12 protein-coding genes and 3 pseudogenes are annotated in these 12,505 nt (G+C 60.2%); 5 read left to right on the top strand and 10 right to left on the bottom strand.

Translation table 11 applies throughout. From position 1 onward, the window contains the following. Window positions 1–8: 8 nt before the first annotated feature. Window positions 9–1,214: a mandelate racemase/muconate lactonizing enzyme family protein gene (locus tag NKI39_RS11805; protein WP_352771246.1), complete on the bottom strand. Its 1,206-nt coding sequence runs from the start codon at window positions 1,212–1,214 to the stop codon at window positions 9–11. Window positions 1,215–1,228: 14 nt separating this feature from the next. Next, window positions 1,229–1,948: a FadR/GntR family transcriptional regulator gene (locus NKI39_RS11800; protein ID WP_352474355.1), complete on the bottom strand. Its 720-nt coding sequence runs from the start codon at window positions 1,946–1,948 to the stop codon at window positions 1,229–1,231. A gap of 365 nt (window positions 1,949–2,313) precedes the next feature. Here NKI39_RS11800 and NKI39_RS11795 point away from each other — a divergent pair, with 365 nt between their 5' ends. Beyond that, on the top strand, window positions 2,314–3,303 hold the full coding sequence (locus NKI39_RS11795) for a Tim44 domain-containing protein (protein WP_352831992.1): 990 nt from the start codon (window positions 2,314–2,316) through the stop codon (window positions 3,301–3,303). 86 nt (window positions 3,304–3,389) lie between these two features. Here the strand turns inward: NKI39_RS11795 and NKI39_RS11790 are convergent, their stop codons facing one another. The 6 genes and pseudogenes from NKI39_RS11790 to NKI39_RS11765 form a co-directional block, all read right to left on the bottom strand. After that, window positions 3,390–4,481, bottom strand: coding sequence for an AI-2E family transporter (locus tag NKI39_RS11790; RefSeq protein WP_352831909.1), 1,092 nt, complete (start codon window positions 4,479–4,481; stop codon window positions 3,390–3,392). 224 nt (window positions 4,482–4,705) lie between these two features. Next, a pseudogene (locus NKI39_RS11785) lies at window positions 4,706–5,109 on the bottom strand (PIN domain-containing protein). Further along, window positions 5,106–5,351 (bottom strand): plasmid stabilization protein, encoded by a 246-nt coding sequence (locus NKI39_RS11780; protein ID WP_352831991.1) that lies wholly within the window; start codon window positions 5,349–5,351, stop codon window positions 5,106–5,108. Before NKI39_RS11780 ends, NKI39_RS11785 begins: the two are co-directional and overlap by 4 nt. A gap of 230 nt (window positions 5,352–5,581) precedes the next feature. After that, on the bottom strand, window positions 5,582–6,724 hold the full coding sequence (locus NKI39_RS11775; protein WP_352771249.1) for a Fic family protein: 1,143 nt from the start codon (window positions 6,722–6,724) through the stop codon (window positions 5,582–5,584). A gap of 193 nt (window positions 6,725–6,917) precedes the next feature. Then, the gene (locus NKI39_RS11770) at window positions 6,918–7,106 is read right to left on the bottom strand and encodes a hypothetical protein (RefSeq protein ID WP_352831907.1); all 189 of its coding nucleotides are present in this window, start codon (window positions 7,104–7,106) and stop codon (window positions 6,918–6,920) included. Between the two features lie 451 nt (window positions 7,107–7,557). Continuing rightward, window positions 7,558–8,019, bottom strand: coding sequence for a cupin domain-containing protein (locus NKI39_RS11765; RefSeq protein ID WP_352771252.1), 462 nt, complete (start codon window positions 8,017–8,019; stop codon window positions 7,558–7,560). A 159-nt stretch (window positions 8,020–8,178) separates the two neighbouring features. On the opposite strand from NKI39_RS11765, the gene NKI39_RS11760 reads away from it, so the two are divergent. The 3 genes from NKI39_RS11760 to NKI39_RS11750 all read left to right on the top strand — a co-directional run bounded on the left by NKI39_RS11760 (window position 8,179) and on the right by NKI39_RS11750 (window position 10,488). Next, a complete protein-coding gene (locus NKI39_RS11760; protein WP_352831906.1) occupies window positions 8,179–8,391 on the top strand; it encodes a hypothetical protein in 213 nt (70 codons plus the stop codon). Window position 8,392: 1 nt separating this feature from the next. Continuing rightward, window positions 8,393–8,656 carry a hypothetical protein gene (locus NKI39_RS11755; RefSeq protein WP_352771256.1) on the top strand — a complete coding sequence of 88 codons (264 nt, stop codon included), beginning with the start codon at window positions 8,393–8,395 and terminating at the stop codon, window positions 8,654–8,656. 605 nt (window positions 8,657–9,261) lie between these two features. Further along, window positions 9,262–10,488: a pilus assembly protein TadG-related protein gene (locus tag NKI39_RS11750; protein WP_352831905.1), complete on the top strand. Its 1,227-nt coding sequence runs from the start codon at window positions 9,262–9,264 to the stop codon at window positions 10,486–10,488. Between the two features lie 363 nt (window positions 10,489–10,851). Here the strand turns inward: NKI39_RS11750 and NKI39_RS11745 are convergent. Together NKI39_RS11745 and NKI39_RS11740 are read right to left on the bottom strand one after the other, a co-directional pair. Then, window positions 10,852–10,932 (bottom strand): annotated as a pseudogene (locus NKI39_RS11745) (carboxyl transferase domain-containing protein); the annotation flags it as partial. Window positions 10,933–10,934: 2 nt separating this feature from the next. Further along, window positions 10,935–11,153: pseudogene (locus NKI39_RS11740) on the bottom strand (aminoglycoside phosphotransferase); the annotation flags it as partial. Between the two features lie 535 nt (window positions 11,154–11,688). On the opposite strand from NKI39_RS11740, the gene NKI39_RS11735 reads away from it, so the two are divergent. Continuing rightward, window positions 11,689–12,111 (top strand): KTSC domain-containing protein, encoded by a 423-nt coding sequence (locus NKI39_RS11735; protein ID WP_352474364.1) that lies wholly within the window; start codon window positions 11,689–11,691, stop codon window positions 12,109–12,111. Window positions 12,112–12,505 lie beyond the last annotated feature (394 nt).

Below are 12,505 nucleotides of genomic sequence, written 5' to 3'. Positions count from 1 at the left end.
GTTCATTTTCAGAGAGTAGATGCGTCGCTCACCCGTCGAAGCGCCGTGAAGGCGCGATCGATCTCCGGGTTCAGTTCCATGCCGAGGCCCGGTCCGGCAGGCACGGTGATCATGCCGTTCTTCACCTGCGGCAAAGCGGTCACAAGGTCGCGGTACCAGGTCTTGTAAAAGGCCCTGACACTCTCCTGGACAAGCGCGTTCGGCGCATTCAGCGACAGGTGGGTCGATGCGCCGAGCACCACTGGACCGGTGCAGTCGTGTGGCGCGACCGGCAGGTGCCATGCTTCAGCCATGGCAGCGATCTTGCGCGCCTCCGAGAGCCCGCCGCACCAGCTGATATCAAGCATGATGACACCGGCCGCTCCGGTTTCGAGAAGGTCACGGAAGGCCCACCGGGAACCGAGCGTTTCCGAAGCCGATATCGGCGCCAGCGAAGCCTCGGCATAGCGTTTCAGGCTGGACAGGCTGTCCATCCTGATCGGATCTTCGTGCCAGAAGGTCTTGTAGGGCGCAAGCTCGCGAGCGATCTGCATGGCCGGCAGCAGCTGCCACATTGAATGGAATTCAACCATGATGTCCATCTTGTCGCCGACCGCATTGCGGATTTTCTCGAATGGCGCCAGCGCGGAATTCAAGTCGGGCTGCGATATATACTGGCCGCGCGTTTTCTCGGCGGCCATGTCGAAGGGCCAGATCTTCATGGCCGTGATACCTTCCTCCAACAACGAATGCGCCAGTTCGTCGGCGCGGTGAAGGAAGCCGTTCAGATCATCATAGGCGTCGCCAGGCTTATCGAGCCCGTAGTTGGCCGTCGTCTGCCCGGTGGCCTTCTTGATGTATTCGGTTCCGGCACAGGTGTTGTAGGTCCTGATCTCGTGCCTGGTGAACCCGCCGAGGAGTTGTGCGATCGGCTGACCCGTCGCCTTTCCGAACAGATCCCAAAGCGCGATGTCGAAAGCGGAATTGCCCCTGACTTCCGCGCCCGTCGATCGGAAACCGAGATAGCCGACGAGGTCGGCGGCAAGCAGGTCGATCTGCAAGGGGTCGCGCCCGATCACGCACGGCGCGACATATTCGTGCAGATAGATCTCGACGGTTTCAGCCATGAAAAAGGTCTCGCCGAGTCCGACGAGGCCTTCGTCCGTGTGAACCAGGACCCACAGAAGGTTCGGCCGCTCCTTGAGCCGCAGCGTTTCCAGTTTCGTGATCTTCATTGCGCCCCTGCTCCTCAGGCGATGCCGGCCGCCAGCAGGGCCTTGACGCTCTCGTCAAAATGCCTCGCCATCAGGTCACGCGCCGACTGGGGATCACCGGTCTCGATTGCTTCGGCGAGGTCGATATGGATCTGGATCATCGCCAACTGCTCGGCATCCGAAGGGCGGGTCCGCCAGCCGATCGGCCAGGTCTGGCGCGATACGCGCTCGAACGCGCCGACGATGAGGCTGAAAACCGGATTCTTCGCAGCCTTGGCGATTTCGAGGTGAAAGGCGAGATCGTGCTCCATGACCTGTTCCGGCCGCTGGAAATTCTCGCGCATGGCGAGCGCGTGCGTCCTGATCCTTTCCACTTCGTCGGCGGTTCTGCGCAAGGCCGCCAGCATGGCGGTGCGGGTCTCAATCGTGCGGCGCACGTCATAGATTTGCTGCACCGTGATCTGCTCGGTGTGGACGCCATGCTCGATCACCAGTGACATCGCGCCATAATCCAGCTCGGCGACGGTAGCCCGTCTGCCCGCCCTCAGGTCGATAAGCCGCATGGCGGCGAGCGAGCTGAAGGCCTCGCGAACCACGGTACGCGAGACGCTCAATTGTCTCGAAAGCGCGGCCTCGCTGGGCAGCCGGTCGCCGGGCCCGAGCTCATGCGCGCGGATATGGCGCGTGATCTCGCCGATCGTATTGCTGACCAGGCTCGCTGCGTCGGAATGTTTTGCGGATACGGCCGTGCTCACGCAATCTCCAGTTCAGGAGTGGGCAAACCTGTATGGCAGGTTTTCCAGATATGTTGATAGTACATAGGAAAGCTGTAAGTCAATCGAGTCTTCGCCGGGAGACCTCGGCATCATCGCCGGAGACATCGATGACCAGAGGCTTGCATGAGCGATGCTGTTGACGCGACCGATGCCGGTCGGCCGGGTGCGGGAGCCTGCGTGGTCGAACAGCGATCATCGCGCTTGGGTAGGCAGACATTCTCGTCGTGAACACCGGCGGGCGGCCGACCATGCCGCCCGAAAATATCTCGACGGACGATTCACTGCTATTTCGATCGACGCACCCCATATGAGCGGAAAGAGTGTCACTTGAGGACTTGCCTATGCTGATTTCGCGTTGGGGACGGTTTGCAGTTTTGTTTGCGGGGTTGTTCCTGACATTTTCCATGGTCGCTGTGGATCACGCCGATGCGCGCCGTGGCGGCAGCTTCGGCAGTCGCGGCATGCGCACTTTCCAGCCGGTCCCGCCGACCAGAGTTGCGCCGCAACCGGCCGCACCGGTCGAGCGCTCGATGACGCCCAATGCGGCCACGAACAATGCGGCCCGTCAGCCGCAGGCATTCCAGCGCCCGGGCTTCTTCAACGGCCTCGGCGGATCGATGATACGTGGGCTGCTTCTCGGCGGTTTGATCGGCGTTCTTCTGGGCCATGGGTTCGGCGGCTTGGCCGGCATGTTGGGTCTTTTGCTCCAAGTACTGCTGTTCGGCGGCGCGATCATGCTGGCGATCCGTTTTTTCCGCTCGCAGGCGGCGCAAAGCCCAGCGCCCGCTACGGCCGGTGCCTCGCGGGGCACCGGGACCTTTGCGCGAAGCGCTGCAGCCCGGCCCGACCCGAGCAACACCACAGCGTTCCCCATTCCAGGCATCGGGTCAGGATTTGGCGGAACGAACCAAGACAATGCTTCCGATGAGATCACTCTCACCCAAACCGATCTGGACACGTTCCAGCACCGGCTGACGGAAGTTCAGGAGGCGTTCGGGCGCGAGGACCATGCTGCATTGCGCCGGTTGGTGACACCCGAGATGGTGTCCTATCTGTCCGAGGAACTTGCCGACAATGCCAAAAAGGGCGTCAGGAACGACGTGTCGGACGTCAGCCTGCTGGAGGCCGATATTGCGGAAAGTTGGCGGGAGGGGGATCGCGACTACGCGACGGCTGCTTTGCGCTATGAGTCTCGCGACGTGACCCGCGGCCGCATCAGCGGCAAGATCGTTGAGGGCGGGGCCGATCAGCTGACGGAGACGGCCGAACTGTGGACCTTTACGCGGCAGAACGGCGGTGACTGGAAGCTTGCCGCAATACAGCAGCCTGGCTGATGTGCTTGCCTTCGTTGAGATCTCTGCCCAGAGGTTGTTCAGGTTTCGCGCTACCACTCGAAGGCCAGCGCCCTTTTCGCGCTTGATCAATCCGTCACGGACTGATGAGGTAGCTCACCAGCGCGCGCCGGCGTCGGCCGGTCGGTCAATCGAGTCTTTAGCACGTCGATGAGGCTGATTGTGATGGCGATCACCGCAGGTCCGAGGACAAGGCCGGATGCTCCGAACAAGACGATGCCGCCGACCGCGCCGATAAACGCCACCACCGTGTGGAGGCGCAACCGATTCCCGACAAGCATCGGATAGAGCAGATTGTCGATGCCGCCGACGATGACGCCGCCCCAGACGGTCAATATCGCTGCGCTGGCCCAAGCTCCCTCCAGTGCGAGATAGACCGCTGCGGGCACCCAGATCACAAACGCCCCGAGCACGGGCACGATGGCAAGAAGTCCCATGACAAGGCCCCAAAAGACTGGCGTCGGCAGGCCGAGCCACCAGAACATCAGGCCACCCAATGTTCCCTGGACGGCGGCGACGAACACGGTGCCGAGCAGTGTTGCATGGACGGTCTCCGCAAAGCGGGACAAGATGTAGGCTGTCTCCGGAGCGCGCAGGGGCGAAAGGCCCGCGACGGCTTGCAGGCCATGTTGGCGGTGGCGCAGAAAATAGAACAGAAGATAAAATGTCAGGCCGAACATCGCGACTTGATAGATGGAGCCACGCAATAGCGATGTGCTTTGTCCCGTCAGCCATTGCACGAATGCGGCGACTGAGCCGGCCGGATCGAATTGGTTCTCGATCCATTGGGCAATGGCCGAAAGCGTGGGATAGCCAGACATGAAGCCGACTGCGTCCCAACCGCGGATGACCTCCTCCAGATAAGTCGCTCCGTTTACCGCCTCGCGAACGAGCTGTTGTGCGACGAGCGCCAGCGGCAGGCCGACGGCGATCGCCGCGACGCTTACCGATATCAGCGCTGCCAGGTTTCGATTTCCGACCCGTCTTTCAACGCACCGATGAGCCGGAGACAGAATGATTGCCAGGACGAGCGCCCAGGTCAATGCCGGCAAAAAAGGCCACGCCAGCAGATAGCAGACGTATAGACCGATCGCCGTCGCTGCCAGGACGCCGAGCAATTTCAATTGTTTCACATCCGGCATCTGTTTCAGATCGGGCATCTCTCGCCGTCTCGCAAGCCCAGCGAGCCTAATGGTTTTCCCGAAGAAAAGGCAGGTCGGTTGCCGTACCCGGTCAGGCTGCCGCTGAGGCGCTTCGAGTGACCTTCGGGGGATTTTGACGGCATGCAAATCGAACCTGATATCGCTCGCCTGCGCTTTGACGGCCTTTCAGCTCGTCTTTGACAGGCAGATGGCTTGAACAAAAGCGACGACAGGAAAACGCTTCAGAACTCCCAAGGAGATGTCAGAACGAGCCCTGCCGTCACGAAGTCAGTCAGATAGCGCGTGGCGAGGCGGCCACCGTTTACTCGAGCGATCGCCGCGATCATGCCATCGGGTGCCGACATGCCGCGTCCCTGGCGAGCAGCAGCACCCATAATTTCCCCATAGACCAGCGCAGCTTCTTCTGTCTGACCGATGAGGCGGTCTGCGAAACGCCGGCGCCAGTCGGCCAACCCTTGCTCCAGCCGTTCGGCATGTTGATCCGGTCTTATCTTCTGGATGCGGAAGGCGATCTCGGCAATCGGTTGGAAGCGCGAGTTCGGCATCGTATCGGATCAGCCAGGCAATGCCTCGTCTGGGCTTCTTTCAACGTTTCGGCAACGACGTTGGTATCGACAAAGATCAAAGCTCGACGCCTCGATTCGGCCGGCGACTTTCACGGATCACCGCCTCAAGGTCGATGTCTGTGCCGGATTGCGCTGAAAGCCGCGGATAGAAGGCAGAAGCGGGCTCACGACCGGCCTCGCGGACCTCGTAAGATTCGAGGGCGCGCTCGACCACCTCCGCAATCGAGCGGTTTTCACGGGCAAGCCGGTGTGCAAGATCACGCGCCTTAGCGCTGCGGACTGAGAGTTGTGGCTCGGCCATATCGGACTCCTTGGCACCCATTGTGTAGGCTCCTGCTAGCAAGATGGCTTCTGATGGCTTGATGTCAAAATCGATCTTGCAGGGCGTGTTGCGGCTTCGCTTGACAGCTTGCGTCCGAGCCCGATGGAGTTGGCCAGTGCCGAGCGACAAACGGCGTAGACGCATTTTCCGAACCAATCGAGCGGGCCAACCTTGCTCTGGGGCGCGCGCTGTCGGCTCGCGCTCCTGCTTCAACGCTGTCGCCGAGGCGCGCGATCCGGCCCGTCATCCAAACCTGCCAGCGAATAGCTCGTGCTTCGCCCGCCGGCTTCATCTCTCACGAGTATCCCTTGCGCCAGGAGATCATTGATATCGCGCAAGGCCGTGTCAGGTGAGGTCTTGGTCAGCACTGCCCATTTCGAGGAGGTGAGCTTGCCTTCGAAGCCGTCCAGGAGCCGATTGACGACGTTGCGCTGGCGTTCGCTTAGAGGTCGTTGGACCATCTCCTCCCAAAAACGGGCCTTTCGCAGCACATTGGCCAAAATCTCCTCGGCCCCGCTGAAGGCGCGGTCGAGACAGCTTAGAAACCATTGCAGCCAAGGGGTGATGTCGAGAGTGCCCTTCTGCGTCCGTTCAAGGATGGCGTAGTAGTCCTTCCGCTCCGCCCGGATTTGCGCGGACATGCTATAGAACCGCTGAGCGCTGCCCTCCGATCGCGCCAACATCATGTCGGCGATCGCGCGGGCGATACGGCCGTTGCCATCCTCGAAGGGATGGATGGTGACGAACCATAGATGGGCGACCCCCGCCTTCAGAACGGGATCAAGCGGCGCGTAACCGTTGAACCAGTCGATGAACGCGGCCATTTCAAGCTTAAGCCGGGCCGCTGCTGGAGCTTCATAGTGGACTTTCTCCCGACCGGTGGGACCTGAGACGACCTGCATCGGACCAGAGGCTTCATGCCGCCACGCACCGACGATAATCTTCGTCATGCCGCTGCGACCCGTCGGAAACAGGGCCGCATGCCAGGCGAACAACCGCTCATCCGTAAGTAGCGCCTGATAGTTCTGAGTTGCGTCGAGCATCATCTCGACCACGCCCTCGACATCGCGGTCGACCCGCGCCAGTGCGCCAATATCCATGCCCAGTCGGCGGGCGATGGAAGACCGCACCTGTTCCTTGTCGAGAATTTCACCCTCTATTTCGCTGGATTTGAGAACGTCCTCCGTTAGGGTCTGAAGCACCGCCTCGGCACGCAATTCGAAGCCTAGCGCCTCCATCCGTCCCAGCAGCCGGCCCTGCCGATGGCGCACCGTCGCCAGTTGATCGGCAAGGTCCTGGCTGCGCCACTCGAACTGCGGCCAGTTTTCAAGCTCGTAGATATAGGTCGCCATATTCTCCGCACTTTTTGCGTCGAATATGGGCCTCAATCGTCGTATATGCAAGATCATTTGCCGCAATTTATGCGGTGAATAGACCAGCTAAACACCGCATGGTCACGGCTTATTATTCCCCATTGTCAGCTTCTTCTCTCAAAGACCTCCCATTTTGACGCTATATCTCGTCAGGTTATGAGGCATTTTGCGATTAGGCAGTGAGAATGGCACTGGTCCAGTACTCCGACAATGGCTTCTTCGCTCCGCGCACGATTGCCGATCCTTTCGCACGACGAGCGACGAACCCGGCCGAACTGCCGGGCTGGGCAAGGATGCCGACCAGCACAAGCTGCGCGTCCGGTCGGGCAAGACCCGCGGTGCCATCTTCGGCTAAACCCATGGCTCACAGCGGGGGCCGCCAAGGCCAATTCACGCTCCAGGGCAGCGTTGGCGACAAGAAGCGCCTTTGCTGCTTCTCTGGCCCACCACGGGCCGCGAGGGCTTCGTCCGCCGCAAGCTCCCAGTCGGCTGCAGGATCAAGTTGCTGTTGCTGCGACCTATCGATTTGGTCGCCCATGGCTATCAGCCCAACACTACCGGCGTGTCGTCATAGCTGTTGGCGACACCGGTCAGGCCGGGAACAGGGATGACCGTGCCATGTCGAAGGCATCATAGTCTGCAAAGCAGATTGGGACCCAGTTCGCCGACCCCATCAGGGCCAGCAGCGTCGAATGGCTGCATCTACAGGCCGGACAGACGACTGCACCCGACCAACGCGCCACAACAGAGGACATCGCAGGTGCCGACGCCATGAGCGGCGCTGCGCCATCACCCGACATCGCAAATCGACCTTAGGCTCTTGTTGTCAAGGTAGAGAGCTGGTCAGTGTCGTAACGGTTCCGCAAGTCTGCAAGCGCTTTCGGATTCGGAGGGCCGTGCGCAGCGAGCCTGGCAAGCTCTTCAAAATAGTGTTCGTGTCCAGGCGGAGAGACGGTCATCAGCACCCGCGCCAGCTCTTCGCTGACATTGGTGATGTTGTGCGGAATGCCCGGTGGAATGAACAGGTAGGTGCCCCCGGTCGCGCGGATCGTCTTGTCCCCAACATGCCAGACGCATTCGCCCTCAAGAAGGTAGAAGGTTTCCTCCTGCACGCGATGAACATGAAGGCCGGTAGCGAACCCGCTCGGGATCGTCCAGTCGAACATGCTCGTGTGTTTCGTATCCTTGCCGGTGACAAGGAACACCATCGGATAGCCACGTAGCATGACCCCCTTATTCTGGTCGGGCATGCGAATGACGGGAGCGACGCTCATCTGATCCTCCATTGGCTCGGCGCTTCTTCCGCAAGCACCGGCTCAGGTTGCCCTCGCCATTTCGACAAGTCGTGAAGCGGCTCCGAAATCGTTGCGAAAAATTCACAAACGGTATCTTCTTCGGGAATGGCGACAACTCTTGCGTTTGGCGCGCATAACTTGACCATCGCTCCGGTGGCTAACCATTACGTCGCTGCAGATAGCGATACCCTGGCCCGCAGCGACCGCGTCGACCGCATGCGGTTCCTCGCGAAAGCTCAGATTGTTGCTGTCCCGGATGTCGAGATCGATAGAGCGGGCAACGCCAGATATCGCGACCAGGTTGGCGCCGCGCGATCACGGTTTATCCAATCAAAATGGATGAGCGGCTAGCTTGGATGCTTTCGGAACGATCCGTGGTCGTGTCGGCTATGCCTTCGACCGCTGGCTACCGTACGTCCGCTGGCGTTGCGATGGGGAAGTGAAGATTGATGAGCACGTCTTTGGAGCGAGCGAGAGCAAGTTTCAGACATGCTATGCAGCCCCGCGCACGGCCGATTGCGACCGCGCGCCTGACGGCGGCGGGATGATGAAGCTGTCGACCTCGTCCCCGGAAGGCATGCCGGAAATGTCCATGGCGAACTCAATGAGAAATTAAGCGCTGTGTAAGGGCATCCGTCATTTTCATCTGTGGCCCGGCCCCGCCCAAGCACACGAGGCGTGCCAACTCGAAGCCTTGGCAATCAATTGCTTCGACCAAACGTTGCGAATACCTGACGCCCGATTTCCTTCTTCTAGTTTGGCGTTTTCCGGGCAGAACTCTACCGGGCGCAGGCGTTTTTCACCATGAGCGCCGTCAGGTGCGAGCATCTCGACTGCGGCAAGGATGCCGGATGGGGATTTGCCAAGTCCAGACAGCCATCGCATTGGTCCTGTTTTGAATACCGCGCCGACGGCGATGCATATCTCTGAGGAGCAATTCGAAAATGATCAGTCCGCCAAGGCGACATGGCGAGTACGCGACCGCGAGACGCCATCCCGCTCGCGATGATGCGCGCGGGCCGGCCTTGACGATCGCCAGACCGGCGCCAGACGGCGGGGCGTGGTCGCCGGCGCTCGGCGGCGTCATCGTGGTGAATTTGAGACGCTGTTTCAGCTGCTCCCCGCAAACTGATTTGCGATCGAGACAACTTTACCCGCTGGCGAAACGGACCCTCAATATGCTGCCTCTAGGTTAGTCCCAGCTAAATGAAGGGGGCTTTCATGCGGGTGACCGAACGATTTTGGCGTTCAGAACGCGGCAACCTCGCCGTGGTGTTTGCGTTGGTCTTGCCGGTCGTGCTGTTGGGCGTCGGAGTGGCGATAGACTTTGCGCGCGTGAGCCGAACTGCCCAACAGTTGCAGGAGGGAGCCGACTCCACGGCCCTTCAGTTAGCCGTGGCAAGCGCGAACAGCAGCGATATGACGTCGGAGCAGCGTCAGCAGAACGTTGATACTTTCGCCAGCCCCACCTTTGTGGCCACGCGAAGTCCCTATAGTGGTGACGCCCACCAGACGGTTGGTTCAACCAATCCCACAATTGTCACGGTTCTATTGCACCAACCCCAGGAATTGGCCTTCTCGGCAATCCTTGGCGTCGCTAAACTTGATATTAGCCGAAGCGCAACCGCGATTGCCTATCCGCGATACCCAGTCTGTCTTCTCGTGCTAGATCGGTCCGCCTCGAACGCATGGTCGAATTCGGGGTCTTCGTCGATAAATGGCCAGAAATGCGTTGCGCAGGTGAATTCAAGATCGGGGTCTGCGCTAGCCACGAATGGCGCATCGTCCATCAGGACATTGGTGACGTCAGTCGTCGGCCCCTCCGGGCCGTCTGCCGGCTTCAACCCTCAACCGCTTTTCGATCAGAAAGAGCTGGCAGATCCCATTATCTCCCGAGTGGTCTGGCCAACAGACAATGTCTGCACCTACAATAACCTGGTGATCAAAAACGCCACCGCAAATCTCGTTCCCGGCACTTTTTGTGGAGGGCTCATCCTGTCGGTCGGAGCGGTGGTCAATCTTGCTGCGGGAACGTATGTTATCAGGACGGGAGGGCTTTCGCTCTCCTCTGGCGCGGTTCTCGATGCAGCTGACGGTACCACCATCGTTCTACTCGACGATCAGGCCACCACTACAATGCAGGCCGGCGCCAAGCTACGCCTGACGGCGCCGACCAGCGGCCCGTGGATGGGGATCGCGCTAGCTCAAAAACCCCAAGGCGTGGAGAGAACCTCCACGCTCATTGGCGGTGGCGATACAGATCTAGGCGGTATAGTCTATCTGCCGTCACAAAAGCTTTTTCTTACAGGTGGGGGTGCATTGTCGACGGACAGTAAGCCTCGCATCTTTGTGGTCAACCGGATCGAGATGAACGGCAATGGCTCAATTTATCTTGCTGGCGCAAGTGACTTATTGACAACGAATTCTGCAACGAGACTGATGAATTGAACTTAGCTATAGCCGGCGCGGTGTTGTGGTACAGACTCATTTGAAGTTCGCTTGCTTCCGTGTTGGACGGAGCGGATATCGAAGGCAACGCGGGACCTCGAGTGGTAACGAATTTAGTCAATCAGCGGATTGTATCGGTTGCTTGATTGACCCGCAGCGAAGCGGCTCGTCAGTCCCTGCCTGGTAGTGAAGCACTGTGCCGATCCCACTGAGTAGACGCCGTATGTACGAGGTGATGCGCTTGGGACAGCCCGGACCGGGCGATTGGCGCCGCGGAGATCGAGCGGGCTTTCGCCCACGCTGGCGAGAGACGCCGAAGCGCGTTCTCGACGCCGCTCCGGGATGTGGGCCCGAATGCCCGGTTGCAATCTCGGCTGTCGGCCACGCGTAGTTGACGTCCGCGCCGATATGCTTGGGAGCCATGACGTCATATGCCCCGCCATAGTGGCGGCTGACGCCTGAGCGGCAATGTCATGGTCGGTTTCTTCGAGACCAGCCGCATTGTTAGGGTCGCCATGAACAACACATGTCCTGTGCGCGACGAGCCGCGACCACGCTGCCCTACATCGGGCAACGCCGTCGGGCGGCTTCGCGGCAAGGTCGATCCCGGTTCCGGTCTCGGCTTGCAGGAGGTCAATTGACGACGCCAGCCTTGTCGTACGCGGGGTTCGTGAGAAAACTTAGCTACGTTAGCGACATTGACATCGAAAATGCGATCACCGAGCGAAAGGTGCAAATGTCGCTCCGCTGACGCTTCAAAGCCAAGCCCTCGCGCGTCACCGATAAGAGCTTTAGCTATCGCGTTGGCGGCATCGTCGCGGTGCCTTAACGTCGAATAGCCGCCCACCTATGGCGCTTGCAATCGATCTCGGCGCGGGTTTTCCCTTGTCTCATCGCCTGTCAGCGCCTTGCAAATGAGCGAGACCAAGCTGTCGCGCGCTCGCTCGTGGAGTGCGCCTTCGGCCGCCATGCAAGGAAATCATCAACGCTCATCCAATCAGCCGGGTTTGTATCGGCGTCTGGCTGGCTGAATTCCACATACATCCACATACAGATGCAGTTCGTTCGGCAGGAAGACGACCCCTCCACGAGCCTTTGATGTCATTGGCAAGGTTGTAGGCGAGGATGGTCATAGCGGGGCACTCCTTTCGCCGTGGAGCGTGCCTGTCTCACGGGAAAATTCCATCACCAGAAGCAGTATTGACGCTCGCGCTTTCTCACAAATCCAACGTCCACGTGATGCCGAAAGGTGCAGCTAGCTTTTTGTGCATCTCGATGGAACACGGGATCGCCGCGAAAGTTCGGTGCACGCAGCGAATCCTCCCCCTCCAGGTATTGCTGCAGATCGGTATTCCGATCGGCCCGCGCTCCCCGCAAGGCGCGGGCCCTGGGGCTGTGGTGCTCATGCCATCTACTTCGATCCGCAAGATGGAATATGATCGGGATAGAAGAACCCTCTCGGTGTGGTTCGTCGCCAGCCGTAAACGATACGAGTTTGAGGGGGTACCGCCGGAAACCTTTGCCGCGTTCCGGGCCGCGTTCGCCAAGGGCCGCTATTTCAACGACCACATCCGCAACAATTTCCGCTACCGTCTGGTTGCGAGCGATAGCGACCCGGGATGACCTGACCTGCCGGCGACTCAGTCGTCCTATCGCTCCAACCGGCGGTTGGTGGACGCGTCGCCGCTGTGGCGCTTAGGGTTGGTTACGGTCCGCGCTCACCTGGCAAGCCCAACCCCCCGCATCCCCCCGCCTGGTGCAAAGCGTTTGATCGGTCCCGCCGTTCTGGCAGTGCGGCGGGACTTTTTTGCGGTCCAGGTGGAGCATCGGCGCGCGGGGAAGGCGCGGTGCACGCAGCACCTTTTCTCATCCAACGTACGCGGTGGCGCGCTGAAGGGTCTCAACGTCGGTCTGCCGCCGGAGCTCAACTAGCTGGACTATTGCTCGACCGGAAGCGGCTCGTGCTGGGACTCAGCGTGGTGGAAGACCTGTCCAAGATCGCGCGCGTCGAACGTTT

The sequence above is a fragment of the Mesorhizobium sp. M0664 genome (genome assembly GCF_040320565.1).
Lineage (GTDB): Bacteria > Pseudomonadota > Alphaproteobacteria > Rhizobiales > Rhizobiaceae > Mesorhizobium.
Note: the sequence above shows the minus strand (reverse complement) of the source record. Positions and strands in the feature narration are given on the sequence as shown.

Bases quoted from the DNA above. Each gene is read 5' to 3' on its own strand.
- NKI39_RS11805 (WP_352771246.1), bottom strand. From the start codon at position 1,214: ATGAAGATCACGAAACTGGAAACGCTGCGGCTCAAGGAGCGGCCGAAC.
- NKI39_RS11790 (WP_352831909.1), bottom strand. From the start codon at position 4,481: ATGCCCGATCTGAAACAGATGCCGGATGTGAAACAATTGAAATTGCTC.
- NKI39_RS11780 (WP_352831991.1), bottom strand. From the start codon at position 5,351: ATGGCCGAGCCACAACTCTCAGTCCGCAGCGCTAAGGCGCGTGATCTT.
- NKI39_RS11775 (WP_352771249.1), bottom strand. From the start codon at position 6,724: ATGGCGACCTATATCTACGAGCTTGAAAACTGGCCGCAGTTCGAGTGG.
- NKI39_RS11770 (WP_352831907.1), bottom strand. From the start codon at position 7,106: ATGGGTTTAGCCGAAGATGGCACCGCGGGTCTTGCCCGACCGGACGCG.
- NKI39_RS11765 (WP_352771252.1), bottom strand. From the start codon at position 8,019: ATGAGCGTCGCTCCCGTCATTCGCATGCCCGACCAGAATAAGGGGGTC.
- NKI39_RS11750 (WP_352831905.1), top strand. From the start codon at position 9,262: ATGCGGGTGACCGAACGATTTTGGCGTTCAGAACGCGGCAACCTCGCC.